The sequence below is a fragment of the Streptomyces sp. STR69 genome, assembly GCF_024519455.1.
In the GTDB taxonomy this organism is placed as follows: Bacteria; Actinomycetota; Actinomycetes; order Streptomycetales; family Streptomycetaceae; genus Streptomyces.
Genome location: NZ_JALJRY010000018.1, coordinates 181,770 through 208,508 on the forward strand (window position 1 = coordinate 181,770; position 26,739 = coordinate 208,508).

Sequence of the window (26,739 nt, forward strand, 5' to 3'; positions counted from 1 at the left end):
ATGGCGACCAGGAGCGAAACACACGAAGAAATTCGGCCGTCCGCCGGACGCTACCAGGCCAGTGACGTGCACGGAGACCGCGGTTGTCACGCCCGGTGAGGCGTAAACGGTTCTGCGGTGCACGTCACCGGCACATCACTGGCACATCACCGACATCTAACCACTCCAGCGACCTACGGCGGTTAGACCGGGATACACAGTTCCCAGAGGTCCTAGCGGACCAGGTCCCCCAGCACCCGCGCCGCCCGCTCCACGTCCCCGAACCCGACGTACAGCGGTGTGAATCCGAACCGCAGCACGTCCGGGTGCCGGAAGTCGCCGACCACACCCCGCTCGATCAGCCGCTTCATCACGTCACCGGCGTCCGCGCAGCGCAGCGCGACCTGGCTCCCCCGTTCCGCATGAGCCACCGGAGTCACCGACTCCACCCGCCCGGACGGCACGTACGACGCCACGCACTCCAGGAAGAAGTCCGTCAGCGCAAGGGACTTGGCCCGCACCGCCCCGACCGAGACGCCGTCGCCGTCCCACACGTCGAGGGCCGCCTCAAGGGCGAGCATGGACAGGATGTCCGGGGTGCCGACCCGGCCGCGCAGCGCGCCCGGGGCCGGTTCGTAGGCGGGCCGCATGCCGAAGGGTTCGGCGTGCGAGTTCCAGCCCGGGAGCGGGGAGTCGAAGCGGTCCTGCAACTCCTCGCGCACATACAGGTACGCCGGTGAACCCGGGCCGCCGTTCAGGTACTTGTAGGTGCAGCCGACCGCGAGGTCCACCCCGTGCTCGTCGAGTCCGACCGGCAGGGCGCCCGCGCTGTGGCACAGGTCCCAGACGGCCACGGCACCCGCCGCGTGTACGGCGGCGGTGAGCGCGGGCAGGTCGTGCAGCCGGCCGGTGCGGTAGTCGACGTGGTTGAGGAGCACCGCCGCCGTACGGTCGCCGAGCACGCCCGGCACCTCGGCCGGGGTCACCGGCCGCACCGTGCACCCGGTCATCCGGGCCGCCGACTCGGCGATGTACCCGTCCGTGGGAAAGGTCGTGGCGTCGACGACGATCTCGTCCCGCCCCGAGCCCGCCATCCGCACGGCCGCCACAACCGCCTTGAACACATTGACACTTGTGGAGTCGCCGACGACGATCTGCCCGGCCGCGGCCCCGACCAGCGGGGCGATCCGGTCGCCGATCCGCTCGGGCGCGGTCCACCACCCGCTCTCGTCCCAGGACCGGATCCGCAGCTCGCCCCACTGCCGCCGTACGACGTCCTCGACCCGGCCGGGGACGGACACCGGCAGCGCGCCGAGCGAGTTCCCGTCCAGGTAGACGACATCGCCACCGAGGACGAACTGCGAACGCACGCCCGCGAGTTCATCGGCGGCGTCCAACTTCTCTGCCTTCAGCGCGAGTTCAGACATGGGAGCGCGCCGTCCACAGCTCGGGGAACACGTTCTTCTGCGCGCGCTTCTCCAGCCAGGCCACCCCGGCGGAGCCGCCCGTCCCGGTCTTCGCGCCCATCGCGCGCCGGGTGGCGACGAGATGGTCGTTGCGCCATCGCCACACCAGCTCGGCGACATCGGTCAACGCCTCGCCGAGCCGGGCGAGTTCGTCGCCGGGGTCACCGGAGTAGAGGGCGGTCCACACCTCCTCCACCTCCGCCGACGGCTCGTAGCGCAGCGACACGTCACGCGTGAGCACGGCCTCGGGGACCGTGTGCCCGCGCCGGTCGAGAAGCCTCAACACCTCGTCGTAGAGGCTCGGTTCGTGCAGTGCCTTCTCCAGCTCGGCGTGCACGCGCGGGGCGCCGCGGTGCGGGACGAGCATGGACGCGGACTTCTCGCCGAGCAGGAACTCCATCCGGCGGTACATCGCGGACTGGAAGCCGGAGCCCTCGCCGAGGGCGGCACGGTAGGAGTTGAACTGCGCCGGCGTGAGCTGGCCGAGGGGCCGCCAGGAGGCGTTGAGCGCCTCCAACTCCCGTACAGAACGCTTCAGCGCGTCGATCGCGACCGGCACCCGGTCCTCGCGCAGGGCCCGCGCGGCGGTCTCCCACTCGTGGACGATGACGGTGAACCACAGCTCCATGACCTGGGTGGTGACCAGGAAGACCATCTCTCCGGGGTCGTCGGAGCGGGTGTGCTGGAGGTGGGTGAGGACGTCGGCCTGGACGTAGTCCTCGTAGGGGGTCGTTCCCTGGAAGTCGAGATGCGGGGCCTCGGGCTCCTGCGTTTCCTGAGCCGGTTGGGACATCGCTGTCTCCTGATGCGTACTCCGGGTAGCGGTCCGCCCCTGCCGAATTCCGACACGGGGGCCCCGGTCCCCACCGGGCATCCTCCCCAATGGTCCCCCGAGACCGCAAGGTCCGCCTGGTCACACCAGGCGGACCCGCATCACTGCACCCGGACTACGGGACTAGCCCAGCGTCTGGGCCGCCGTCGGCGAGGAGTCCTTCAGGAACTGGCTGCACCGCGCGTACTCCTCCTGCTCCCCGATGGCCTGCGCGGCCCGCGCGAGGGCGTGCAGGGCACGCAGGAAGCCACGGTTCGGCTCGTGCTCCCAGGGCACCGGTCCGTGGCCTTTCCAGCCGTTGCGCCGCAGGGAGTCGAGCCCGCGGTGGTAGCCCGTACGGGCATAGGCGTACGACTCCACGACGCTGCCCCGCTCGAACGCGTCGTCGGCCAGCAGGGCCCAGGCGAGCGAGGAGGTCGGATACTTCGCGGCGACTTCGGCGGGCGTCGCCCCGCTCGCGAGAAGGTCGCGCGGCCCGGGGTCTTCGGGGAGGTGGGTCGGGGGCGGTCCCCCGAGGAGGTTCTCGTGAATCGTCATGGGTTCCAGTCTCCCCCAGGGGCGGCGATTGACCGGCATCCGCCCGCTACCCCGCGTCGAGACGCCCCTTCCCCAACCGTGGCTCCAGCGGCGGGGCCGTGATCGAGCCGTGGGTGAGGCACTCCGGGCGGCGGCAGTCCGGGGCCGGGCGGCGGACCGTCGTGCAGGCCAGGATCGAACCCGCCACCAGTACCCCCGCGCACCACCCCATCGCCCGGTCGAAGGCGTGGTCGAAGGCGCTCGCCGAGCGGTACGCCTCCGAACCCATCCCCGCGAGCAGCGGCAGCGCGGCGATCGCGATGAGGCCGGCCGCGCGGGCCGCCGCGTTGTTGATGCCGCTGGCCAGGCCCGCGCGAGCCGTGTCGACGGAGGCCAGGACCGTGGCCGTCAGAGGGGCGACCAGGATGACCATGCCGGCGCCCATCACGAGGAGCGCGGGTACGACGTCGGCGAGGTAGGAGGCGTCCGGGCCGACCCGCAGCATCAGCAGCATCGCCGCCGCACACAACAACGGCCCGACGGTGAGCGGGATGCGGGGGCCGATGCGCTGGGCCAGTTCGCCCGAGCGGGCCGAGAACAGGAGCATCAGGGCGGTCGTGGGGAGCAACGCCGTGCCGGCCTCCAGTGCCGAATAGCCTGCCACTACCTGGAGTTGGAGCGCTGTCAGGAAGAAGAAGCCGCCGAACGCCGCGTAGACGCAGAGCGTGACCAGGTTGACCGCCGTGAACTGGCGGGACGCGAAGATGCCCGGCGGCATCATCGGATCGGGGCTGCGCTTCTCGACGTAGACGAAGGCGACCCCCGCGGCCACGCCCGCCACGGCGGTGACGATCACGACCGGCAGCGGGCCGTCGGCCGCCTCGATCAGCGCGTATGTGACGAGGGCGAGTGCGATCGCGCCGAGTGCCGCGCCCAGTACGTCGAAGCGGCCGTGGGTGCGGCCGTCCGCCGACTCGGGGACGTGGCGTACGGCGATGGGGGCGCACACCAGCGCCATCGGCACGTTGATCAGGAACACCCAGCGCCAGCCGGGGCCGTCCACCAGCCAGCCGCCCAGGAACGGGCCGATCGCCGCGCCGATACCGCCGAAACCGGACCACAGGCCGACCGCCCTGGCCCGGTCGTCGGGGTGGAAGGAGGCCTGGATGAGGGCGAGGGAGCCGGGGGTGAGGAGCGCGCCGCCGATGCCCTGGAGCGCGCGGGCGGCGATCAGGACACCGGCGTTGGGGGCCAGACCGCACAGCAGCGAGGCCGCCGCGAACCAGACCACGCCCAGGACGAAGATCTTGCGGCGGCCGTAACGGTCGCCGAGCGAGCCGCCGAGGAGGATCAGCCCGGCCAGCGTCAGCATGTACGCGTTGACCGTCCACTGGAGGGCGGCCAGGTCGGCGTCGAGATCGCGGCCGATGCGGGGCAGGGCCACGTTGACGACGGTGGAGTCCACCATGGCCATGCTGGAGCCGAGCACCGTGGTCAGCAGGATCCACTTGCCCTGGGGCGAGGCGAGTCGGACGTCGGAGGACATGCCCCAGGTATACAACGAGCCCGGTGCCGTAGCACCGGGCTCGCGAAACAGACGGACAGACCGACGGGCGGACGGACTTACTTGATCTTCGTGCCCGTCGAGCGCAGGTTCGCGCACGCCTCCGTGACACGCGCGGCCATCGACGCCTCGGCCAGCTTGCCCCAGGTGCGCGGGTCGTAGGTCTTCTTGGAGCCGACCTCGCCGTCGACCTTCAGGACACCGTCGTAGTTCTTCAGCATGTGGTCGGCGACCGGGCGCGTGAACGCGTACTGGGTGTCGGTGTCGAGGTTCATCTTCACCACGCCGTTCTCCAGCGCGGTGGCGATCTCCTCGGCCGTGGAGCCGGAGCCGCCGTGGAAGACGAAGTCGAACGGGGACGCCTTGCCGTACTTCGCGGCCACGCCGTCGCTCAGGTCCTTGAGCAGCTCGGGGCGGAGCACGACGTTGCCCGGCTTGTACACGCCGTGCACGTTGCCGAAGGACGCGGCCAGCAGGTAGCGGCCCTTCTCGCCGAGACCGAGCGCCTCGACCGTACGGATCGCGTCGTCGACCGTGGTGTAGAGGGAGTCGTTGATCTCGTGCGAGACGCCGTCCTCCTCGCCGCCGGTCGGGGTGATCTCCACCTCAAGGATGATCTTCGCGGCGGCGGCGCGGGCCAGCAGCTCCTGCGCGATGGCGAGGTTGTCGGCGAGGGTCTCCGCCGAGCCGTCCCACATGTGGGACTGGAACAGCGGGTTGCCGCCGGCCTTCACGCGCTCCTCGGAGACGGCGAGCAGCGGACGGACGTAGCCGTCGAGCTTGTCCTTGGGGCAGTGGTCGGTGTGCAGCGCGACCGTGACCGGGTACTTCTGGGCGACGATGTGCGCGAACTCGGCGAGGGCCACGGAACCCGTGACCATCTCCTTGGCGTACTGGCCGCCCAGGAACTCGGCACCACCCGTGGAGATCTGGACGATGCCGTCGCTCTCGGCCTCCGCGAAGCCGCGCAGCGCAGCGTGCAGGGTCTGGGTCGAGGTCACATTGATGGCCGGGTAGGCGAACTTGCCTGCCTTCGCCCGGTCGAGCATCTCGTTGTAGACCTCGGGGGTTGCGATGGGCATCTGTCCGCTCCTTGGTATGTGCGGGTTGGCGATCTGCGCGATCTGCGATCTGCGTACTTCGGCCCTGACCTAGACCTTGGGTGCGACGTCGTCGTCGTGCCCATCTTTCCAGACATGGCCGAATGGTCGGGGCGGGAGGTCAGTCCAGGTTCAGATCGTCCTTGGAGTACGCGAAGAGGTACGGCACTCCCGCGCCCGCCTCGATCTTCTCGGCGGCGCCGGTCGCCCGGTCCACGATGGTGGCGACGCCGACGACCTCGGCACCGGCCGCGCGCACGGCCTCGACGGCGGTGAGCGGGGAACCGCCGGTGGTCGAGGTGTCCTCGACCACCAGGACCCGGCGGCCCGCGATCTCCGGGCCCTCCACCTGGCGCTGCATGCCGTGCGCCTTCGCGGCCTTGCGCACGACGAAGGCGTCCAGCTTCCGCCCGCGCGCGGCGGCGGCGTGCAGCATCGAGGTGGCGACCGGGTCGGCGCCCATCGTCAGGCCGCCGACCGCGTCGAAGTCCAGGTCGGCGGTCAGGTCCAGCAGCACCTGACCGACGAGCGGGGCGGCCTCCCCGTCGAGGGTGACGCGCCGGAGGTCGATGTAGTAGTCGGCCTCCAGACCCGACGACAGGGTCACCTTGCCGTGCACCACGGCCTTGTCCTTGATCTGCTGCAGCAGCACGCCGCGTACGTCCGTCATGCCTGTCAGCTTAGAGGCGATGCCCACCGGCCTAGAAGCGCGTCCACGCCCAGGTCATTGTGGCTTCCAGCGGCTCGATCGGGGTGACCAGGCGGGGCAGGGTGTTGAGGCCGTTCGGCGGACCGGTCTGCGGTTCCACGCAGACGGCGGCCTCCTGCTCGTCGTAGACGACGACCCACTGCTCCGGGCTCGTCACCTTCAGCGCCAGCTGTCCCGGCCAGGTCAGCGTGACGTCGACGCCGTCCGGCATGCCGAAGCAGTCGTCCCAGGGGCTGGGCTTCACGTCGATGCGGTTGCCGGTGGGGAGGTGGTCGTCGCCGCGCTCCTCCTGCCAGGCGGGGCTGAAGTCGACGAGCACGTCCTCGCCGCCGAGGTTGCGGTGGAACCACGGGTGCCAGCCGATCTGCGCCGGGAACGAGTTGTCGTACGCCTCGATCGCCATGGTGAGCGTCAGGGTGTCCGCGGTCAGCGCGACGGCCTGGGTGACGCGGCCCGGGAAGGGCCACGGCTCGACCAGGTCGTACGTGATGACCGCCTCGTCGGCGGTCCGGCGGGCGGTGCGCCAGACGCCGTCGCGGACGGTGCCGTGGATGGCGTGCGGCGGGGAGTTGAGGGGCATCTGGTGGACGGTCCCGCCGTCCATGAAGCGGCCGTCGCGGATCCGACCGCACCAGGGGACCATCGGGAAACACCCGAACCGCTCGCCCTGGCGCAGCAGTTCGGTGCCGCCGACGCGAAGTCCTCCGATACGGCCGCCGTTGCCCGGCTGCACCGTCACTTCCGCGTCGCCCGCGGTCAGCGTGATCTCTTCGTTACTCACGGCACGACCCTACTGGGCCGCTCAACGACGTTTGCGCAGCACCCTGTTCACCACGATCGCCGACGCCAGGACCAGCGCGGCAGCGGGGGCCGCCCAGCGGAGCGTGGCGTTCGCCGAGACGGTCTGCGGCGCGGGGACCGGGGCGTAACGCCCGCGCGGCGGCGCGTGGTCGACCTCCTCCGCGCTGCGGCCGATCATCGTGCGGCGGGCGTGCGCCGCTTCGGCGGGGGGCTGAGGCGTCTCGGCGAAGGTCTCGGAGACGTGGAGCTCCTCGATGGCGCCCGCCAGGTCCACCTCCGGGTCGTCCAGATCCACGTCGTCGGCTTCCACGTCGTCCACGTCATCGACTTCTACGGCGTCCACGTCATCCACGTCGTCGGTGTCGTCGGTGTCGTCGGCCTGCTCCGGCTCCTCACCCAGGTTCGCCGCGAACCGCTCCAGCAGCCTGGTCGTCGCCGCGCTCACCGCGTCCGGGGCCAGTTCGGTGACCCGGCCGTCCGCCGTCGCCGTACCGTCGAAGGTGATCGTGGAGCCGCCGTCGGACTCCCGGACGCGGACGGTGAGGGCGAGTTTGACGGAGCCGGAGCCGCGGACCTCGGTCGCGTCGCCCTCGACGGCGTAGGAGCCGTCGTCCCGGGCGGAGACGCGGACCGACCCCCGGTAGGTGATGGAGTGGCCGCCGACGCGCACCTTCAGGCGGCCGGCGACGGGTTCGGTGCCGGCGTCCTGCTGGAGGCCGGGGACGGCGCGGGCGACCCGGGCGGGGTCGCCGAGCGCGGATCGCAGCCGCTCGGGCGGAACCGGAACGTGCACCTCATGCTCCATGCTTGCGGAGCCTACCTAGGTTGACCCCGGGTACACCTGCCGTTGCCGGGAAGTGCCGCCGTGTTGGAGCGGACCGGCAGCACATCAGTACCGCGGGTGCACCAACGTAGAAGCCGGCAGGCCCGGCACCCACGTCCGCTCCGCCGCCCGTTCGTCGCTCTCCAGCCCCCGCTCCGCGGGCACCGCCCCCCGCGCCGCCAGCACGAACCCCCAGTCGCGCGGCGAGCGGGACGTTCCGGCCGTGCGGTCGGGGCCCGCCGCGAAGCCCGAGGCCCGGCCGCCGACACGGTAGGGGACGGGGTGGAGGCCGGCCGCGCGGAGGGTGGAGACGACCGTCCAGAAGACGCGGCGCCGGGAGGAGACCGGTCCCGCGTGCACGACCAGCCGGCCCCGCTCGGTGAGGGCGCGGCGGGCGAGGCCGTAGAACTCCTGGGAGTACAGCTTGGTGCTGGCGGTGATGCCGGGGTCGGGGAGGTCGGCGACGACCACGTCGTACGTCCCGGGGTGGACCCGGCGCAGCAGGTCGAAGGCGTCGCCGGTGGTGACGTGGACGCGCGGGTCGCCGTAGACGTGGTCGTTGAGCGCGGCCAGGGCGGAGTCGTGGCGGCCCAACTGGACGACGGCCGCGTCGAGTTCGACGATGTCGACGCGGCGCACGCCCCGGTGGCGGAGGACGTCACGGGCCGCGAGTCCGTCGCCGCCGCCCAGGACGAGCACGCGCGCGTGGGGGCCGTCCATCGCGGGGTGGACGAGGGCCTCGTGGTACCGGCGCTCGTCGCGTCCGCTGACCCGCAGGCGGCCGTCGAGGAAGAGGTCGAGGGGGCGGCCGTGGTCGCCGCCGGTGAGGACGACCTCCTGGACGTCCGTCTGGAGAGCCACCCGGACGTCCTTGCCGTAGACCGCGTGCCGTGCGGCCCGTTCGAAGTCGTCGACCAGTACGGCGGCGGAGGCAAGCAGGCCCAGAACTGTGAGGTTGGTGATCACCAGGAGCCAGCGGCCCCGGCGGGTGAGGTCGCGGCGGAACAGGCCGAGGACCAGACAGCCGCCGGCGACCACGTTGACCGTGCCGGTGAGCAGGGTGCCGGTCAGCTGGCCCAGGAAAGGGAGGAGCAGGAAGGGGAACGCGAGGCCGCCGACCAGTGCGCCGACGTAGTCCGCCGCGAAGAGGTCGGCCACCGCGCCGCCCGCGTCCTGGCGGCGGATGCGCTGGATCAGCTCCATCAACAACGGCACCTCGGCGCCGATCAGCAGACCGATCGCGAGGGAGAAGGCGACCAGGAGACAGCGCGGACCCTGCGCCCACAAGCCGCCCCAGCTCCCGGTCCAGGCGAAGACCGCGTACAGCGCCATCGCACTGCAGCCGCCGATCAGCGCGAGGGCCGCCTCGACCGCGCCGAAACCGGCCGCCGCGTGCCAGCGCAGCCGCTTCGCGGCGAGCGAGCCGATGCCCATCGCGAAGACCATCACGGAGAGGACGACGGACGCCTGGGTGACCGAGTCGCCGATCAAGTACGAGGCGAGGGCGACGAGTTCGAGTTCGTACACGAGTCCGCAGGCCGCGCAGACGAAGACCCCCGCGAGCACCAGGAACCGGCCCGTGCCCGGCCGTACGGGCAGCCGCGCGGGGCCTGCCCACGGCGGCTGCGTACCCGGCCGGGCCGGCGCGTGCGGTTCGATCACGCTGCGACGTTACGTCACGGGACGGGCACGCTTCGTCACCCACACGTGTGGAATGTGTTTACGACGGCCGGGGGTGGCTCAACCCTCCGGCGCAGCCCCGCTGTGGCCCTACGCCTCAGACCGGAGACGGCACCGGATGGCCCACCGGCACCCGTACGCCCACCTTCGTCCGCGTCGCCACCAGCTGGCCGTCCTGCGGATAGGCGTGCCAGGTGCGCCAGTGCACCTGGCCCTCGTACCGCTGGGCGAGCATCGCGGTGAAGGCGTGCGGGCTGCCGGGGAAGACCCCCGCCAGACCGTTGGGATGGTCGGCGACCAGGGCCAGCAGCTCCTGGGCGCGGCCCGCGAACTGCCCCGGGGACAGCACCTCGACCCGGGCCGCGAACTCGTACTCCCAGTCGCCGATCCGCTTGGCGACCCCGAGCGGCAGCGGCGTACTGGAACCCGGGATGCACGCGACCGTCTCCGAACAGCTGCCCCGCTCCTCGTGCAGAAGTACCTGGTGGGACGCGCCGAGCAGTCTCAACTGGAGCCGCGCACCGGCGAGTTCGAGGTCGAGTGTGGCCAGCGCGGGAAGCGGCTCGCGCCCCAGGGTCCAGGCGAGGTCGGCCGCACGCGTGTCGGTGTAGGAGGTCTGAAGGGTCGTGAGCATGGATCGGCTCCGCTAGCACGCAAAGAAAGGGGAGGTGTGGGGGTCTGGCACACCCCGGCCGACACCGGGGCATCGGCCCGGTCGGCCCAGTCAGGAGAAGGTGTCTGCAGGCGCCCGAGGGGCTGCGTCGGTGATGTAGAGGGAATCATGAACGGTGGCGCCACCACAGTCTTTTTACCCAACTTCGTGGGGTTTCCATCCCTCAGGGGGCTGCACAGCTCAACTGTTCAACCAAGGCGTACGCCCAGGCGTGTCGAGCGCGCGCCGGAGCGCCCGCCGGGAGCAGTCTCCCGACGGGCGCCCCGCCCCCCGTCGCGCTGGTCAGCTGCCCCCGCCGCAGCCGCCTCCGCCCCCGCACGACGACCCTCCGCCGCACGACGAGCCGCCTCCGCAGGAGGAGTGCCCGCCGCCGCAGGAGTGGTGGCCACCGTGGTGCCCGCCGGAGTGGCCGCCCGAGGACGACCCGCTGTCCCCGGCCCACCAGCTGCTCGTACCGGCCGCGGTTCCCCCGCTGCGGACCCCGGCCCGCCGCCCCGACCCCTTGCTGATCCTGCTCCTGCGGCCCGCGCGGACCAGGGCCCCCACGAAAGCGACCGCGATCACCGCCAGGATGATGCCGAAGAACATGTCTCCACCGAGAATGCCGAACATGGCGTCACCCTCCTTCCGATTCCCCCGAAGCGGCCCCCCGTGGGCGCCTCGTGTGGTGCGTGAAGCAGGGATGCCCGGCCGTCTCACCAGCCAAAGCAGAGTTGAGGAAGTCCAGAGCTTGGGCGCAGGATGACGGGCATGACCTCCAGCGCACGCCCCCTCCTCAACCGCCGGCTCGCCGAGTTCGGGACGACGATCTTCGCCGAGATGTCCGCCCTCGCCCTGAGGACCGGGTCGATCAACCTCGGCCAGGGTTTCCCCGACACGGACGGCCCCGAGGAGATCCGCGAGGCGGCGGTCCGCGCGCTGCGCGACGGACGCGGCAACCAGTACCCGCCGGGCCCCGGAGTCCCCGAACTCCGCACCGCGATCACCGCCCACCAGGAACGCCGCTACGGCCTGTCCTACGACCCCGACGCCGAGGTCCTGGTCACGGCGGGCGCGACGGAGGCCATCGCCGCGGCGCTGCTGGCCCTGGTGGAACCGGGCGACGAGGTCATCGCCTTCGAGCCGTACTACGACTCCTACGCCGCCTGCATCGCGATGGCGGGCGGCACACGCGTACCGGTCACGCTCCGCCCCGCCGACGGCAGCTTCCGCCTCGACCTCGACGAACTGCGCGCCGCCGTCACCGACCGCACCCGCCTCCTCCTGATCAACACCCCGCACAACCCGACCGGCACGGTCCTCACCCGCGAGGAACTCACCGCCATCGCCGAACTCGCCGTAGAACGCGATCTGTTGGTGATCACGGACGAGGTGTACGAGCACCTGGTCTTCGACGCGGCCGAGCACATCCCGCTCGCGACGTTCCCCGGGATGCGGGGGCGCACTGTCTCTATCGGCTCGGCCGGCAAGACGTTCTCGTTCACCGGCTGGAAGGTCGGGTGGGTGACGGGAACCCCGGACCTGGTCACGGCCGTACGCTCGGCGAAGCAGTTCCTGACGTACGTGGCGTCGGGCCCCTTCCAGTACGCGGTCGCGGAAGCCCTCTCCCTCCCCGACTCCTACTTCGACGCCTTCCGCGCGGACATGCTCGCCAAGCGGGACGTCCTGGCGACGGGCCTGACGGAGGCCGGCTTCGAGGTCTTCCGCCCGGCCGGCACGTACTTCGTCACCACCGACATCCGCCCCCTCGGCCCCGACCTCTCCCAGAACGGCGACGGCTTCGCCTTCTGCCGCGCCCTCCCGGAACTCGCCGGCGTCGTCGCCATCCCGAACGCGGTCTTCTACGACCACCGGGAGGCGGGCGCGCCGTTCGTACGGTTCGCGTTCTGCAAGAGGGTAAGTGTGCTGGAGGAGGCGGTCGGACGCCTCAAGAAACTGGCCGGCTGAGCGGTGGGCGGTACGACGACGGCGCCCGTCCACAGGCTGTGGACGGGCGCCGTCGCGTTCACACAGGTCGAAAGGGACCGAGGTGGCCTACTCCTCGTCGCCGTCGTCCTCAGGCTTCTCGACCGCCTCGTCGACTTCCTCGGTGAGGCCGAGCTGCTCGACGAGCCAGCGGTCGAACTCGATGGCGGCGCGCACCCAGCTGACCGTCGAGGAGACGAAGTGGTTCAGGTCGACGCCGGTGCCGATCAGCATCTGCGCCTCACCGATCAGACGGACGGTGCCGTCGTCGTGAGTGTGGCTGTAGACCTTGGGCCACAGGGTGCGGCGGTTCCAGTCGTCGATGGACTCCAGCAGCTGCGGCTTGGAGTCGATCTCGTGGGGACGGTCGTAGAACGTCCGGACGGAGAAGACGAGCTGGTCGTCCTCACCGCGGAACATGAAGTACGTACGGAACTGCTCCCACGGCGCCGCGAGGTCTCCCTCGTCGTCGACGACATACTTCAGCTCCATCTGTTCGAGGAGCTGCTTCACGAGGTCCTGATCCGGGACGACGGGGCCCGCCGGTCCTTGCTGCGGCTCGGGCTGGCCCCCGAAGTTCGGAATCGAGGACGGGTCGATGCTCACCGTGTATTTCCCTTCGTACGGATTCCGCCATCCTCCCCCATCCGGGGAGGGGCGTGGCAACCCCTGCCGGGACTGTCCGCCCTGGGCTGACCCGATCCGGTCGGCCCAGGGCCCCACGGTGCCACCTACAGCGTCTTGCCCGTCGCAGGCCCCACGATCAGCCCGTCCCCGAACGCGTCCACCCGTACCGTGTCGCCGTCCTTGACCTCGCCCGCCAGGATCTCCTTGGCGAGGCGGTCGCCGATCGCGGTCTGCACCAGCCGCCGCAGCGGTCGCGCGCCGTACGCCGGGTCGTTGCCGTTGTCCGCGAGCCAGGTCAGGGCCTCGTCGCTGATCTCCAGGGTGAGGCGGCGTTCCGCGAGGCGCTTGGCGAGGCGGCCGATCTGGAGCGCCGCGATCCGGCCCAACTCCTCCCGGTTCAGGGCGGAGAAGACCACCAGGTCGTCCAGGCGGTTGAGGAACTCCGGCTTGAAGGAGGCCCGCACCACCTGCAGAACCTGTGCCTTCTTCTCGTCCTCACCGGTGCTCGGGTCGACCAGGAAGTTGCTGCCCAGGTTCGAGGTGAGGATCAGGATGGTGTTCCGGAAGTCGACCGTGCGGCCCTGACCGTCCGTCAACCGCCCGTCGTCCAGCACCTGGAGCAGGACGTCGAAGACCTCCGGGTGCGCCTTCTCCACCTCGTCCAGCAGGATCACCGAGTACGGGCGCCTGCGCACCGCCTCCGTGAGCTGGCCGCCCTCCTCGTAGCCGACGTAGCCGGGAGGCGCGCCGACCAGCCGGGCCACGCTGTGCTTCTCGCCGTACTCCGACATGTCGATGCGGACCATGGCCCGTTCGTCGTCGAAGAGGAAGTCCGCCAACGCCTTCGCCAGCTCCGTCTTGCCTACGCCCGTCGGGCCGAGGAAGAGGAAGGAGCCGGTGGGGCGGTCGGGGTCCGCGATGCCGGCGCGGGTGCGCCGTACGGCGTCGGAGACCGCCTGTACGGCCTCCTGCTGGCCGATGAGCCGACGGCCCAACTCCTCCTCCATGCGCAGGAGTTTCTGGGTCTCGCCCTCAAGGAGGCGGCCTGCGGGGATGCCGGTCCAGGCGCCGACGACGTCCGCGATGTCGTCGGGGCCGACCTCCTCCTTGACCATCGTGTCCTTGGAGCCCCCGCCGGAGGCGGAAGATGTCAACGCCTCCTCCGCCTCGGAGGCCTCCTCCAAATCCCGCTCCAGGGAGGGGATCTCGCCGTAGAGCAGCTTGGAGGCGGTGTCGAAGTCGCCGTCGCGCTGGGCCCGTTCGGCCTGGCCTCGCAGTTCGTCGAGCTTCTCCTTCAGCTCGCCGACCTGGTTGAGGGACTGCTTCTCCTTCTCCCAGCGGGCGTTGAGGCCGCGCAGTTCCTCCTCGCGGTCGGCGAGGTCGCGGCGCAGCTTCTCCAGGCGTTCGATGGAGGCGGCGTCCGTCTCCTTGTCGAGCGCCAGCTCCTCCATCTTCAACCGGTCGACGGAGCGCTGGAGTTCGTCGATCTCGACGGGGGAGGAGTCGATCTCCATGCGCAGGCGGGAGGCCGCCTCGTCGACGAGGTCGATCGCCTTGTCGGGGAGGAAGCGGGAGGTGATGTAGCGGTCGGAGAGGGTCGCGGCGGCGACCAGCGCGCTGTCCGCGATGACGACCTTGTGGTGGGCCTCGTAGCGGCCCTTCAGACCGCGCAGGATCGCGATGGTGTCCTCGACGGACGGCTCGGCGACCAGCACCTGCTGGAAGCGGCGCTCCAGCGCCGGGTCCTTCTCGATGCGCTCGCGGTACTCGTCGAGGGTGGTCGCGCCGACCATGCGGAGTTCACCGCGGGCGAGCATCGGCTTCAGCATGTTGCCGGCGTCCATGGCGGAGTCGCCGCCGGCGCCCGCGCCCACGACGGTGTGCAGCTCGTCGATGAAGGTGATGATCTGGCCGTCGGAGTCCTTGATCTCGGCGAGGACGGTCTTGAGCCGCTCCTCGAACTCGCCGCGGTACTTCGCGCCCGCGACCATCGCGCCGAGGTCCAGGGAGACCAGCCGCTTGTTCTTGAGGGACTCCGGCACGTCCCCCTTGACGATCCGCTGGGCCAGCCCCTCGACGACGGCGGTCTTGCCGACGCCGGGCTCACCGATGAGGACGGGGTTGTTCTTGGTGCGGCGGGACAGCACCTGGACGACCCGCCGGATCTCCTGGTCCCGCCCGATGACGGGGTCGAGTTTGCCCTCGCGCGCGGCGGCCGTGAAGTCCGTACCGAACTTCTCCAGTGCCTTGTACTGCCCCTCGGGGTCGGGTGTGGTCACCCGGCGCCCTCCCCTGCTCTTCTGGAACGCGTCCAGCAGCTTCTTCGCACTGGCCCCCTGCTGGGAGAGTACGTCCCCGGCGGCGCCGCCCTTCGCGGCGATCCCGATCAGCAGGTGCTCGGTCGAGAGGTACTCGTCGCCGAGTTCCTTCGCGCGCTCGTCGGCGTCCGCGAGCACCGCGAGCAGCTCGCGGCTGGGCTGCGGGGGCGCGACGGTCGACCCGGTCACGCTGGGCAGCGAGGCGAGCACGCGCTCGGCCCCGGACCGTACGGCGGCCTGGTCGGCGTCGACGGCGGCCAGCAGGTCGGTGATGTTCTCGTTGTCCTCCCCCGCGAGCAGCGAGAGAAGCAGGTGCGCCGGGGTCAGATCGGCGTGCCCTCCGGTGACGGCGCGGCTGCTGGCCGCGTTGATCGCTTCCCGGCTCCTGTTGGTCAGCTCGGCGTCCACGTTCCGGTACTCCTCCTCCTACGACCTTCGTGCACGGACTGACTCGGCCAACGTGCACAAAGTTGAGTCTATTCCACTCAAGGCAGTGGCGGGGAGGATCGAGGGACTAAGTTCCGGGACCATGGCCTCATATCCGGTCGACCCGGGCGATCCCGACCCGTCGTACCTCACCTTCTGGCAGGAACGGCATCTGTGCACCCTCACGACCCCGCGGCCCGACGGCAGCCCGCATGTCGTTCCCGTCGGAGTGACATACGACCCGGAGGCGCGGCTTGCTCGGGTCATCGCGGACAAGTCGAGCAGGAAGGTGGCGAACGTGCTGGCCGCCGGCCCGCCCGGGGCACGGGTCGCCGTGTGCCAGGTGGACGGGCGGCGCTGGGCGACGCTGGAGGGCCGGGCCTTCGTCCGCGCGGAGCCCGGCCGGGTCGCGGAGGCGGAGCGCCGGTACGCCGGGCGCTACGGGCGGACGCCGTCGCCGAACCCGTCACGGGTGGTGATCGAGATCGAGCTGACGCGGGCGCTGGGGAGGGGCTGAAGCGATCAGTTCAGGCCACTGCGACTGGGCCCATACCCTGACATTTCGCCCAAACTGCAGCGGCGTCACCGTGTTCAGGTCACGGTGACGCCGCTGCGGGGGGAAGCACCTGAGCGATCTGTTACGACGGGGGAATCGCGTCAGGCACTGCGGGGGGTGGCTGAGATGGTCTGGATGTCGGGGGCATCCGTTTCCACCAGCCGGTGGTCTCGCTGGTCAAGATTCACAAAGATCATTCCGTACCGGATGGCGCATCGCACCGGCTGCGGCGCCCCCCGAGGCCGTCGCAGACACCGGTACGCCCGTACGTCCTCGTCCTCGTCGCGGGTCACGACCACCGGCTCGCCGAACACTGTCACCATGAGCGAGTCACCGCTGTGGGGGATGGCGGTGGCCAGATCGATGAAGTGCCAGCCGGAGCGGTAGGCCGTGGCCATCTCGCGGCGGAAGGAGCGGTCGTCGGGTGGGGTGGTCACGTCAACTCCACGCAGTGTCATCTGCAGTCACAGAAGTGTCGCCGGCGGTCACAGTCGCGGTGTCAGCCGCGAGCGACCAGGCGGTGTCCTGCCGCACCTCACCCTTCGCACCAGAGAGGCCACTCAGTGTTCCGAAGGCCACAACGGCGGAGAAGGCGGCGACAAGCACCGAGCGAAGCATTCTCTTACGCATAGTCGGCTTCGTCCTCACTTGAAGGTCCCCTCTTCCCCCGTCGAGTAAGACGATGGCTCATTCGGGCACGTCATGGCCACACGATCGGTGCATCATGTTCCTGCATGTTCAGGACCCTGGGGGGTGGAGATTTGACAATCAATCGGACTAAAGCGACACATCCCCATTCTGTGACGGAGTTGTGTGAGGAAGGAGGTCGTCTTTACGCGAACGCGCTCCGCACGGGACGTATCGCCCGCACGGACGTGGAGCTCGCTCCCTGTCTGATGGAGTTCGCCCTGCTCCACCCCGATCCCGACGACGCGAACTGGCTGCGCCCGGTCCCTCCGGCGATCGCGCTGGCTCAGCGGCTCAACCCCATCGAACGTGAGATAACGGACCGCCGACGGCTGTCCATCGAGATGGCCGACGTGTTCGAGCCGTTCATGGCGCTCAGCGCCCAGGTGACGGAGTCCGCTCACTCGATCTCCGTACTGGAAGGACTCGACCGCATCAACGCGGCGCTCGACCTGGCGACGGCCCAGTGCCAGAACGAGGTGCTCGCGGTCCAGCCGAGCCACCGCCACCCGGAACGCCGGCTCATCGAGGCGCTGGAGCGCGACAGGCCGCTGATCGATCGAGGGGTGCGGATCAGAACCCTCTACCAGCACACGGCCAGGTACAGCCCGGAGCGGCTCGCGTGGGTGGACAAGTTCACCGACGGCAAGGTGGAGTACCGCACCATCGACGAACTGGTCGAGCGCCTCATCATCTGCGACGAGACAGTCGCGTTCATCCCCATCCAGGACGACCGCCAGGTCGCCCTGGAACTGCGCCACCCCGGCCTCGTGAGCTACCTGATCAAGGTCTTCGAGTTCATGTGGAGCCGCGCGGTCCCGCTGAGTGCCGGCGCACCCTACGAAACCGCCCCCGACGGCATCACGAACATCCAGCACTCCATCGCCAAGCTCCTCGTGGAGGGCCATGTCGACGAGGCCATCGCCCGGCGCCTGGGCATGAACGTGCGGACGTGCCGGGCCCACATCGCCAAGCTCGCCACGGCCCTGGGCAGCGGCAGCCGCGCGCAGCTCGGCTTCCTCATAGCGCAGTCGGGGATCCTGAACCAGGACCACCCGACGCCTGGAGGAGACGGTTCGCTGTGACCGGGGCGCACACACACGGAGCGGACGACCTGTGCGCAGCGGGTCTGAGCCTGTACGTCCGCGCCCTGCAAGCCGGTCGCGTGCGGGTCGACGACACCGACGAGGCACCGTGTCTGGTCGGTCTCGGGCTGCTGCAGCCCGAGATCGAGGACCTGAGCTGGCTACGGCCCGTCGCGCCCGCCTTCGTGCTCCACCGGCTGCTGCGGAGGTCCGCGGAGCGCATCGCGGACGAGCGGCGCCGGGAGGAGCGCCTGGAGACCGTCTTCGGCCCGCTGGTGCAGCTCGACAGCTCCGGTACGGCAGCCACGGACGCGCCGACCCTCACAGTCCTCCGCGGCATGGACCGCATCAACAAGGCGATCAGCGAGGTCATGGCGGACGCCACGGACGAACTGCTCGCCATCCAGCCCAGCACCAACCGCGACACCCGGCCGAGTCCCGAGGCCCAGGCCCTCGCCCTGGCCCGCGATCAGGCCCTGCTGGACCGCGGCGGCCGTATCCGCACCCTCTACCAGCACACCCAGCGCTACAACCCCGTCGCCCTGTACCGCTACGAGCAACTGCACGGCGACGCGGAGGCCCGCACGCTGGACGAGGTCACCGACCGCCTCCTCGTCGTCGACCGGCAGGTGGCGTTCATCCCCGCCAACAGGGACCGCACCCTCGCCCTCGAAGTCCGTCACCCCACGCTGATCGACTACTTCGTGAACACCTTCGACCGCCTCTGGCACCTCGCCACCCCCATGCACCCCGAGGCGGTCCACCAGCCCTCCCTGAACGGCATCACCCCCCGCCAGCACGCCATCGCCGGCCTGCTGATCGAGGGCCACACCGACGCCGTCATCGCCCACCGCCTCGGCCTGAACATCCGCACCGCCCGCGTCCACATCGCCAAACTCGCCGCCACCCTCGGCAGCGAGAGCCGGGCCCAACTCGGCTACCTCATCGCAGAGTCCGGAATTCTCAGACAGGAGGGAGCGGCGGAGTGACATCCCCGCCCCACGCGGAACACGGTGTGGAAGACCTGTGTCCCGCCGGAACTCAGCTGTACGAACGCGCCCTGCGCGAAGGGTGGGTGAACCGCGCGGACGCCGACACGGCTCCGTGCCTGATCGGCCACGGTCTGCTGCATCCGGCCGCCACGGACCCGGGCCGGCTGGAGCCGGTCGCCCCGGCCGTGGCGCTCCACCGGCTGCTGCGTACCTCGGGGGCGCGCATCGCGGACGAACGGCGCCGCGAGGAGCGACTGGCCGAGGCCTTCGAACCGCTCCTGCGCATCGACGGCCGCCGGTCGGGGACCTCCGGTACCGAGACGATCAACGTCCTGAGCACCTTCGACCACATCAACGGGGCCATCGCCGAAGCCATGGCCGAGGCGTCCCGGGAGGTGCTGGCGATCCAGCCGCGCAGACGGAATCCCGAGTCCCTCGAACTCAGCCTCGACGCCCTGAAACAGGATCAGGTCCTCCTCGACCGCGGCGGTCGCATCCGCACCCTGTACCCGCACGCGCTCCGCCATCTGCCCGCAGTCCTCGCCCGCTACGAGCAGTTGAGCGGCGACGCCGAGGCCCGGACACTCGACGAGGTCACCGACCGCCTCATCGTCATCGACCGCACGGTCGCCTTCATTCCCGCGAACGCGGACCGGACGAAGGCCCTCGAAGTCCGCCACCCGGCACTGCTCACCCATTTCGTCACGGTCTTCGACCGCTTCTGGCACCTCGCCGCCCCCATGTACCCGGAAACGGTCCGGCCTCCCTCCCTCAACGGCTTCACGGCCCGCCAACGCGCCATCGCCACCCTGCTCGTGGAGGGCCACACCGACGCCGTCATCGCCAACCGCCTCGGCATGAACATCCGGACCGTCCGGGTCCACATCGCCAAGCTCGCCGCGACCCTCGGCAGCGAGAGCCGGGCCCAACTCGGCTACCTCATAGGACAGTCGGGGATTCTTGATCCACCGGGGTGAGCTGGGCGGGCAGGTCCGGCATCCGTGACGCGGCGCCGTCCAGGCCCACCTGGGCGATACGGACGCCGAGCTGGGTACGGCTGGCCGCGCCGAGCGTCTCCGACAGCCGGGCGATATGGGCGCGGCAGGTGCGGACGCTTATGCCGAGCCGTTCCGCGATCACCGCGTCCTGGTGGCCCTCCGCGAGCAGGGCGGCGATGGACTGTTCGCGGTGGGAGATGCCCTCGATGCCGGTGTCGGGCAGGGGGGCCGCGACGGGGATCGCGAGGCGCCACAGCCGGTCGAAGACCGTGACGAAGTAGTCGATCAGCGCCGGGTGGCGCAGCTCCAGCGCCATGGTGTGGTCGGCGTTGGCGGGGATGAAGGCGACCGTACGGTCGAACAGGATCAGGCGGTCCACGACCTCGTCCAGCGTCCGTGCCTCGACCGCGTCGCCCATCAACTCCAGGTAGTTCAGCAGGCCTTGGCCGTGCCGGGCGACATGGGTGTACAGGTCGCGCATCCGCACCCCGCGCGAACGCAGGGCCAGGGCGCGGTGCAGGCCCTCGGTGAGTTCCGGTTCGCGACGGATGCCGCCGGGCTGGACGGTGAGGACCTCGCCGGTGCACGCCTCGGTCGCGTCGTCCATCGCCGCCTGGATGCGGGCGAGGCCGTCCAGGACACGGATCGCGGCGCCCTCCAGGGCCCCGGACGCCAACGCCGACGCCTCGACACGGCGGCCGAGACCGGCGTACCGCTCGAAGGCGTCGACCGCCGAACCCACCCGCCGGTGGCTCTCGCTGACCTCTTCGTAGACCCCGCGCAGCAGCCGGGTCATGACCTCCTGCGGAGAGGTCGGCACCAGCCAGTCCATGTCGTCGGGGTCGGGGTGGAGGAGGGCGAGCTCCAGCAGACACGGCACCGGTTCGGCGTCCGTGCGCGGCACCCGGCCCCGCCGTACGGCCCGGGAGTACACGAGGTCCCCGGCGTCGCAGAGTCGGTCAGCACCGTGTGGATGCTCGTCCGTCCCGTGCCCGGCCATCGCCCATCCCACCCCCGGTTCCCGGCTCTTTGCAGCGCAACTATGCGCGGACCCGACCTGCTCCGCAACACGGCTCCCCCTCGAACGGGACCCGAAAATAACCAATATCGTCCACTATCTACCTACCTCCGCCCGCCACCTTGCAACAAGCTGGGGGGTACCGGGCCACGGCCGCCGGCCACTTCGCCGTATCACTTTCCGCGTGAGCTGCCGGAAATCACTCAGAGATCGTCGTGTTACGTACCGCCTCTAACGTCCCCTCATGGCGGACATATTTGACGCATACGCATTGGCCGATGCGTGGGACGAGATGTTTGTGCGGCCGGGTGAGGTCAGAACCGCCTACGAGCCGGTACTGGCGGCACTCCAACCGATCGAGCCGAGTGAACTGCGCTTCCGCGCGGACCAGATGGCCCGCGCGTTCACCGACCGCGGTGTGACCTACGCCTTCGCGGGCGAGGAACGGCCCTGGCCGCTGGACCTGGTGCCGAGGATCATCGACGCGCTGGAGTGGGACCTCATCCAGCGCGGAGTGGCGCAACGGGTAAGGGCACTTGAGGCCTACCTCTCCGACGCCTACGCGCACTGCCGCGCCTTCGAGGACGGGGTCGTGCCCTGGCGGCTGCTCCTCAACTCGGCTCATTTCCATCGGGCCGCGCAGGGCGTCGAGCCACCGGGCGGGGTCCGCATCCATGTCGCCGGCATCGACCTCGTCCGCGACGAGGCAGGGGACCTCCGGGTCCTGGAGGACAACGTGCGGGTCCCCAGCGGGGTGTCGTACGTCATCGAGAACCGCCGCGCCATGACGCGGATCTTCCCGTCCCTCTTCGCCGAGCAGCACGTGGTCCCCGTCGACGGGTACGCGGGGCGGCTGCTGGCCGCGCTGCGCGCCGCCGCGCCCGCCGGGACGCAGGACCCCAGAGTCGTGGTCCTCACCCCGGGGCCGGGGAACGCCGCCTACTTCGAACACGCCCTGCTCGCCCGGCTGATGGGCGTGCAGCTGGTGGTCGGGCACGACCTCACCTGCCGCAACAACCGGGTGTGGATGCGCACCACCCGCGGCGAGGTGCCCGTCCATGTCGTATACCGGCGCCTCGACGACGACTTCCTCGACCCGCTGCACTTCCGCCCCGACTCGGTGATCGGCTGCCCGGGCATCATGAACGCGGCGCAGGCCGGGAACGTCACACTCGCGAACGCGGTCGGCAACGGCATCGCGGACGACAAACTCCTCTACACCTACGTCCCCGATCTCATCCGCTACTACCTCTCCGAGGAACCGATTCTCCCCAACGTGGAGTCGTACCGCCCTGACGAGCCGGGCCAGTTGGAGGCGGTCCTCGACCAGATCGACCAGCTGGTCATCAAGCCGGTGGACGGCGCCGGCGGCCAGGGCATCGTCATCGGACCCAAGGCCGACGCGAAGACCATCGAACGCACTCGCAAAGCCGTCGCCGCCGACCCGCGCGGCTGGATCGCCCAGCGCCCCGTCGCCCTGTCCACCTCCCCCACCCTCGCGGGTGAACGCATGGCCCCCCGCCACATCGACCTCCGCCCGTTCGCCGTGAACGACGGCACCGACGTCTGGGTGCTCCCCGGCGGCCTCACCCGCGTCGCCCTCCAGGAGGGCAACCTGATCGTCAACTCCAGCCAGGGCGGCGGCTCCAAGGACACCTGGGTACTCGCCGAGGGCCCCGCCGAGCACCCCGAACCACTGGCCCCGGACGGCGGACTGCCCGAGGTGGCACCCCGCCAGCACGGCCCCGACGGCAACCCCACGCTCGTAGAGGAAGGGGCGCAGCAGTGAACGACGTGATCCTCTCCCGGATAGCCGAGGCCCTGACCTGGACGGGCCGTTACGTCGAGCGCGCCGACACCACCGGGCGCATCCTCGACGCCTACCTCCACCGCATGCTGGAGGACCCCTGGCGCGACGAGGACGTGGCCTGCCGGTCGCTGTACGCGATCCTCGGGGTCGACGCGGGCGGCCAACGCGTCGACATGCAGCAGGTGTTGGACCAGCTCGCCTTCGACGCCCGCTCCACCTGCTCCATCGAGGGCGCGCTCGGCGCCGCCCGCCTCAACGCCCGCAGCGCCCGCGAGGCCGTCTCCTCGGAGATGTGGGAGTGCCTCAACTCCACCTGGCACGCGCTGGCCGACCAACGCCTCGCGGCCCGCCGCACCGGCCCCTACGCCTATCTCGAACTCGTGCGCAGACGCGCCGCGTTGTTCTTCGGCCTCGCCGACTCCACGATGAGCCGCGACGACAGCTGGCGTTTCGTCGTCCTCGGCCGCAGCCTGGAACGGGTGGACATGACCGTACGGCTGCTGTCGGTACGGGTGTTGGACGCCGCGCACGCGCCCGACTGGCCGACACTGCTGAGCGCCTCGGGCGCCGACGAGGCGTACGCGCGGGTGTACGGCGGCTTCGGCGACACCCCGCGCGTGGCCGAATTCCTGCTCCTGGACCGGGACTTCCCCCGCTCGGCACTGCACGCGCTGACGACGGCCGAGGAGTGCCTCACGGCGCTGGGCCGCCAGCGCCAGGACCCCGCGCGCCGCCCCATCGGCCGGCTCCGCACCCGCCTCGAATACCTGGACTCGCACGCCTTGGAGGAACAACTCCCCGCACTCCTCAAGGACTTGCAGCACGCCTGCATGGCCTCGGCGGAGGCGGTGGCGGAGTTGTTCTTCCCGTACCAGGGCCCCGTCGAGTGGGCCCAGGAAGGAGCCTGAGATGTCCCGTAGGCTTCGCATCCGCCACACCACCCGCGTGTCGTACGCCCAGGCGGCCGTCTCCTCCCACAACGAGGTGAGGATGACCCCGCTGACGCTCCCCGGCCAGACGACGCTGGACGCGCGCGTGACCGTGAACCCGACGACCCCGACCTGGTCGTACTGGGACTACTGGGGCACGCAGGTCACCGGCTTCGACCTGATGGACCCGCACGCGGACCTGACGATCACGGCGTCGAGCCTGGTCGAAACCTCCCCGCCGGACGCACTCGGCCCCGCGCCCACGTGGCAGGAGGTGACCGAACGCACCACGAACTCCCGCCTGTTGGAGTTCATCGGCCCCACGGTCCGTACGACGGTCCCGCCGAAGCTGCTGAAGAAGGCGAGGAAGGCGGCCGTGGGCCTCGACCCGCACGAGACCGCGGTGGCCGTCTCGGCGCTGGTCGCCGACCGGGTGTCGTACCTCCCCGGCGTCACCGGAGTGAACACCTCCGCCGCCGAGGCCTGGGAACAGGGCGCGGGCGTCTGCCAGGACATCGCCCACGTCACCATCGCCCTGCTGCGCGGCCTGGGCCTGCCCACGCGTTACGTCTCCGGCTACCTCCACCCCGAGCGGGAGGCGGAGCTGCACCGCCCGGTGGCCGGCCAGAGCCACGCGTGGATCGAGTACTGGGCGGAAGACTGGTGCGGCTACGACCCGACGAACCGGACGCGGCCGGACGAGTCCCATGTGGTGGTCGGGCGGGGGCGGGACTATGACGACGTGACTCCGCACAAGGGGATCTACCGGGGGGTGGCCGGGGGGCCGCCGGAGGTGACGGTGGAGTTCACGCGGGTGGCGTAGCCCCCGGTTCGCGTCCTGTCTCAGCCCCGCTTCGGGCCGGTGATCGCTTCCCCGATCACGAATCCCTTGGCGGGGCCCTCCGGGATGGTGACGTCGGTGCCGTAGGGGACGCGGTGGATGTCCTCCCAGTCGGCCTTGTCGGGGCGGGGGCCGGTGAAGAGGGTTACGGCGCCCTGGCCGTCGTAGTCGTCGATGAGGACATACATGGGGATCTCGGCGCGGGCGTACTCGCGGCGTTTGCGGATGCGGTCGCGGTCCTGGTTCCGTTTGCCCGGACTGACGACTTCGACGACGAGGTGAAGCACCTTGGCCTCTACCCCCAGGCCGTCTTCATCTGCGTACGGGTCGAGGTCTTCGGGGGCAACAAAGGCGTCAGGGATCCATCCCTTGCGTTTGTGGATGACGTTGACGTCCTGATGGCAGGCGTACTCGCCGTCGTCCAGAAACCTGTCCAGCGCCCGACGCAAACGATTGATGATCTGCGCGTGGGACAGACGACCAGTGGGCGACACCTCGATGGCTCCCTCGATGATTTCGGCGCGGTAGCCCTCGGGGAGTTCCATGGCTTTCCATGCCTGCCACAGGACCTCGTCCAGCTCGGGTCCGTTCTCCGACAGGGACACGGACTCGGTCCTGGCCTCAGTCATGGTCTCGGGCCTCTCGTGCGCAAGAGCGGTCATGGCGGCATCACCTCCTCAAGTGTGGGCTTGACGTCCCTTGGGGCACAAGCGACGCGATCACGGTAGGTACGGCTATACGGCTGACCAGGGGATACACCCCCAGTTCACCTGTTCGAGTGAAGGCGGAACGATCCACCGCCCCCGCCCAGCTCGAACCACACCCCCTTCGCAAACCGCCCCGCCCTCCCGTCGACGACGCCCCACGTGTCCGCCATCTCCGCGACGAGGGCGAGCCCCCGCCCCCAGCAGGCAATCGCCCCGGCGGCGGCGTGCGTGACGACAGGCGGGTCCGGACTCTCGTCGAAGACGCTGACACGGAGGCGGGCCGGGCCGAGCCGGAGGCGGATCATCGCGGAACCCTTCGTGTGCAGGTGAACGTTGGTGACGAGTTCCGAAGTGCACAGGGCCGCCGGCATGACGAGAGGCTCGCGGTCGTGGGTGAAGAGGACGGCGCGCACGAAGTCACGGCAGACGCGGGGCGCGGTGGCGTCGGCGGGGGCGAAGAGGCTGTAGTCGTGGGTCAGTTGGGCGGGACGGTGCGGGGCTCGGCGGGCTGGGTCCACGGGGAGCGGCTCCTTGGGGCGAGGGGTCGAGCCTCGCGATGGCGTCGCCCGCGAGGCGCGGGTGCTCTGTCGGCTTACAGGCAGGGAGAGTTGAACGGTTTCTTTACGTGGCCGATTCCGCACTCAAGGTAGCGCGTAAGGTATTTCATTAACAACCTAATCGCCGAATCGGTGGACCACTCCCCACCACCAGGGCAGACTTCGGATACACCGACAAGGAGAGACGCGTGGGACTACGCACCACCATCAGCGAGCGCCAGCGGCGACTCGGCTTCGAGCTCAAACACCTGCGCGAACAGGCAGGGTTGGCGGGCGGTGAAGCAGCCGAGCGGATCGGCATGGGCCGCGTTCAGCTGAGCCAGATCGAGACGGGCAAGACGACCGTTCTGACCCCACGACTCCTTGAGCTCTGCGAACTCTACGGTTGTACAAATAAGGCACATGTCGAGGCCCTGGTCGCCATGTCCGAGGCAACCGGCAAGGGCTGGTGGAGCGCCTACAAGAAGCGCCGCAGCCTGGATGCGCTCAACACGGCTGAGCTGGAAGCGAGTTGCACGACCCTTCGAATGCACCAGTCGATGTTGATCCCGGGGCTCTTCCAGACGGCCGACTACGCCCAAGCCATCTTCGCCACTCCTGGCCTGGGCTTCGAACGAAGCGAAGGCGCCCTGGAGTTCCGTATGGAGCGACAGCGGGTACTCACCCGCGAGAACCCGCCCTCTGTGCATGCTGTGATCCACGAGTCCGCCCTGCACCTACGGTTCGGCGGAGTCAACGTGGTCCGAGAGCAGTTGCTGCACCTCATCGAACTGGCGCGGCTGCCCAACGTCACCATCCAGATCTATCCGTTCACCGCCCAGGCGCACCCCGCCCTCAGCGGCAACTTCGTCCACGCGATCCCAGACGTTCCGGAGTTGGGCACCGTACTGCTCGAACTACCCCTCGGCCTCACATACTTGGGTGACAGACAGAGCCTGGGCCGATACGAAGGGCTGTTCCGGTACCTGTCGGAGAACGCCCTCGCCCCCGTCGACGTATCGTTGGCCCCAGAAACACACTCGGTGAAGGACTCGCTGGCACTCATCCAGCATGTGCTCTACACCCTCTAGGGAGGCCCCG

26 protein-coding genes are annotated in these 26,739 nt (G+C 70.2%); 9 read left to right on the forward strand and 17 right to left on the reverse strand.

All coding sequences use genetic code 11. The annotated features are described in order from the left end of the window. Positions 1 to 212: 212 nt before the first annotated feature. The 11 genes from kynU to OC490_RS30910 form a co-directional block, all read right to left on the reverse strand. Positions 213 to 1,406, reverse strand: a complete 1,194-nt coding sequence (gene kynU, locus OC490_RS30860; protein ID WP_262061295.1) for a kynureninase — start codon at positions 1,404 to 1,406, stop codon at positions 213 to 215. Next, the gene (locus OC490_RS30865) at positions 1,399 to 2,238 is read right to left on the reverse strand and encodes a tryptophan 2,3-dioxygenase family protein (RefSeq protein ID WP_262061296.1); all 840 of its coding nucleotides are present in this window, start codon (positions 2,236 to 2,238) and stop codon (positions 1,399 to 1,401) included. The genes kynU and OC490_RS30865 overlap by 8 nt, the downstream gene beginning before the upstream one ends. Positions 2,239 to 2,400: 162 nt before the next feature. After that, the gene (locus tag OC490_RS30870) at positions 2,401 to 2,814 is read right to left on the reverse strand and encodes a DUF3151 domain-containing protein (RefSeq protein ID WP_262061297.1); all 414 of its coding nucleotides are present in this window, start codon (positions 2,812 to 2,814) and stop codon (positions 2,401 to 2,403) included. A 46-nt stretch (positions 2,815 to 2,860) separates the two neighbouring features. Then, on the reverse strand, positions 2,861 to 4,339 hold the full coding sequence (locus tag OC490_RS30875) for an MFS transporter (RefSeq protein WP_262061298.1): 1,479 nt from the start codon (positions 4,337 to 4,339) through the stop codon (positions 2,861 to 2,863). 77 nt (positions 4,340 to 4,416) lie between these two features. Beyond that, entirely contained in the window at positions 4,417 to 5,439 is a 1,023-nt protein-coding gene (gene fbaA / locus OC490_RS30880; protein ID WP_262061299.1) for a class II fructose-bisphosphate aldolase, read from the reverse strand. A 139-nt stretch (positions 5,440 to 5,578) separates the two neighbouring features. After that, positions 5,579 to 6,127 carry an orotate phosphoribosyltransferase gene (gene pyrE / locus OC490_RS30885; RefSeq protein ID WP_262061300.1) on the reverse strand — a complete coding sequence of 183 codons (549 nt, stop codon included), beginning with the start codon at positions 6,125 to 6,127 and terminating at the stop codon, positions 5,579 to 5,581. A gap of 31 nt (positions 6,128 to 6,158) precedes the next feature. After that, entirely contained in the window at positions 6,159 to 6,947 is a 789-nt protein-coding gene (locus OC490_RS30890; protein WP_262061301.1) for an aldose 1-epimerase, read from the reverse strand. A 21-nt stretch (positions 6,948 to 6,968) separates the two neighbouring features. Further along, positions 6,969 to 7,772 carry an SRPBCC domain-containing protein gene (locus OC490_RS30895; RefSeq protein ID WP_262061302.1) on the reverse strand — a complete coding sequence of 268 codons (804 nt, stop codon included), beginning with the start codon at positions 7,770 to 7,772 and terminating at the stop codon, positions 6,969 to 6,971. Between the two features lie 84 nt (positions 7,773 to 7,856). Continuing rightward, positions 7,857 to 9,452: a polyamine aminopropyltransferase gene (locus OC490_RS30900; RefSeq protein WP_262061303.1), complete on the reverse strand. Its 1,596-nt coding sequence runs from the start codon at positions 9,450 to 9,452 to the stop codon at positions 7,857 to 7,859. A 115-nt stretch (positions 9,453 to 9,567) separates the two neighbouring features. Beyond that, positions 9,568 to 10,104 carry a DUF2617 family protein gene (locus OC490_RS30905; protein WP_262061304.1) on the reverse strand — a complete coding sequence of 179 codons (537 nt, stop codon included), beginning with the start codon at positions 10,102 to 10,104 and terminating at the stop codon, positions 9,568 to 9,570. 321 nt (positions 10,105 to 10,425) lie between these two features. Then, positions 10,426 to 10,755, reverse strand: coding sequence for a hypothetical protein (locus tag OC490_RS30910; RefSeq protein ID WP_262061305.1), 330 nt, complete (start codon positions 10,753 to 10,755; stop codon positions 10,426 to 10,428). A gap of 129 nt (positions 10,756 to 10,884) precedes the next feature. Here OC490_RS30910 and OC490_RS30915 point away from each other — a divergent pair, with 129 nt between their 5' ends. Continuing rightward, on the forward strand, positions 10,885 to 12,090 hold the full coding sequence (locus OC490_RS30915; protein WP_262061306.1) for a pyridoxal phosphate-dependent aminotransferase: 1,206 nt from the start codon (positions 10,885 to 10,887) through the stop codon (positions 12,088 to 12,090). Between the two features lie 87 nt (positions 12,091 to 12,177). On the opposite strand, the gene OC490_RS30920 is transcribed toward OC490_RS30915, so the two are convergent. Together OC490_RS30920 and clpB are read right to left on the reverse strand one after the other, a co-directional pair. Further along, positions 12,178 to 12,714, reverse strand: coding sequence for a YbjN domain-containing protein (locus OC490_RS30920; RefSeq protein ID WP_262061307.1), 537 nt, complete (start codon positions 12,712 to 12,714; stop codon positions 12,178 to 12,180). A 125-nt stretch (positions 12,715 to 12,839) separates the two neighbouring features. After that, the gene (gene clpB / locus OC490_RS30925; protein ID WP_262061308.1) at positions 12,840 to 15,461 is read right to left on the reverse strand and encodes an ATP-dependent chaperone ClpB; all 2,622 of its coding nucleotides are present in this window, start codon (positions 15,459 to 15,461) and stop codon (positions 12,840 to 12,842) included. Between the two features lie 121 nt (positions 15,462 to 15,582). Here clpB and OC490_RS30930 point away from each other — a divergent pair, with 121 nt between their 5' ends. Next, positions 15,583 to 15,996: a pyridoxamine 5'-phosphate oxidase family protein gene (locus OC490_RS30930; protein WP_262061309.1), complete on the forward strand. Its 414-nt coding sequence runs from the start codon at positions 15,583 to 15,585 to the stop codon at positions 15,994 to 15,996. A gap of 140 nt (positions 15,997 to 16,136) precedes the next feature. On the opposite strand, the gene OC490_RS30935 is transcribed toward OC490_RS30930, so the two are convergent. After that, positions 16,137 to 16,433: a (2Fe-2S)-binding protein gene (locus OC490_RS30935; protein ID WP_052347132.1), complete on the reverse strand. Its 297-nt coding sequence runs from the start codon at positions 16,431 to 16,433 to the stop codon at positions 16,137 to 16,139. Between the two features lie 336 nt (positions 16,434 to 16,769). Here OC490_RS30935 and OC490_RS30945 point away from each other — a divergent pair, with 336 nt between their 5' ends. From OC490_RS30945 to OC490_RS30955, 3 genes are read left to right on the forward strand one after another with little or no spacing between them, the layout of a single operon-like run. Beyond that, the gene (locus OC490_RS30945; RefSeq protein ID WP_262061310.1) at positions 16,770 to 17,807 is read left to right on the forward strand and encodes a helix-turn-helix transcriptional regulator; all 1,038 of its coding nucleotides are present in this window, start codon (positions 16,770 to 16,772) and stop codon (positions 17,805 to 17,807) included. Then, positions 17,804 to 18,796: a helix-turn-helix transcriptional regulator gene (locus OC490_RS30950; protein ID WP_262061311.1), complete on the forward strand. Its 993-nt coding sequence runs from the start codon at positions 17,804 to 17,806 to the stop codon at positions 18,794 to 18,796. Before OC490_RS30945 ends, OC490_RS30950 begins: the two co-directional genes overlap by 4 nt. Next, a complete protein-coding gene (locus tag OC490_RS30955) occupies positions 18,793 to 19,776 on the forward strand; it encodes a helix-turn-helix transcriptional regulator (protein ID WP_262061312.1) in 984 nt (327 codons plus the stop codon). Before OC490_RS30950 ends, OC490_RS30955 begins: the two co-directional genes overlap by 4 nt. On the opposite strand, the gene OC490_RS30960 is transcribed toward OC490_RS30955, so the two are convergent. After that, positions 19,739 to 20,797, reverse strand: a complete 1,059-nt coding sequence (locus OC490_RS30960) for a helix-turn-helix transcriptional regulator (protein WP_262061313.1) — start codon at positions 20,795 to 20,797, stop codon at positions 19,739 to 19,741. The two genes, OC490_RS30955 and OC490_RS30960, sit on opposite strands and share 38 nt — an antisense overlap. A gap of 262 nt (positions 20,798 to 21,059) precedes the next feature. Here OC490_RS30960 and OC490_RS30965 point away from each other — a divergent pair, with 262 nt between their 5' ends. Genes OC490_RS30965 through OC490_RS30975 form a run of 3 tightly spaced genes read left to right on the forward strand, consistent with a single transcriptional unit; the run spans position 21,060 to position 24,377 of the window. Then, positions 21,060 to 22,604, forward strand: coding sequence for a circularly permuted type 2 ATP-grasp protein (locus OC490_RS30965; protein WP_262061314.1), 1,545 nt, complete (start codon positions 21,060 to 21,062; stop codon positions 22,602 to 22,604). Next, a complete protein-coding gene (locus tag OC490_RS30970) occupies positions 22,601 to 23,533 on the forward strand; it encodes an alpha-E domain-containing protein (protein ID WP_262061315.1) in 933 nt (310 codons plus the stop codon). The genes OC490_RS30965 and OC490_RS30970 overlap by 4 nt, the downstream gene beginning before the upstream one ends. A gap of 1 nt (position 23,534) precedes the next feature. After that, complete coding sequence (locus OC490_RS30975; protein WP_262061316.1) at positions 23,535 to 24,377, forward strand: transglutaminase family protein; 843 nt, start codon at positions 23,535 to 23,537, stop codon at positions 24,375 to 24,377. Positions 24,378 to 24,397: 20 nt separating this feature from the next. Here the strand turns inward: OC490_RS30975 and OC490_RS30980 are convergent, their stop codons facing one another. Next, positions 24,398 to 25,057 carry a Uma2 family endonuclease gene (locus OC490_RS30980; RefSeq protein ID WP_262061317.1) on the reverse strand — a complete coding sequence of 220 codons (660 nt, stop codon included), beginning with the start codon at positions 25,055 to 25,057 and terminating at the stop codon, positions 24,398 to 24,400. A 104-nt stretch (positions 25,058 to 25,161) separates the two neighbouring features. Beyond that, entirely contained in the window at positions 25,162 to 25,620 is a 459-nt protein-coding gene (locus OC490_RS30985; RefSeq protein WP_262061318.1) for an ATP-binding protein, read from the reverse strand. A 227-nt stretch (positions 25,621 to 25,847) separates the two neighbouring features. Here OC490_RS30985 and OC490_RS30990 point away from each other — a divergent pair, with 227 nt between their 5' ends. Next, positions 25,848 to 26,729, forward strand: a complete 882-nt coding sequence (locus OC490_RS30990) for a helix-turn-helix domain-containing protein (protein WP_262061319.1) — start codon at positions 25,848 to 25,850, stop codon at positions 26,727 to 26,729. The last annotated feature ends 10 nt before the right edge of the window (positions 26,730 to 26,739 follow it).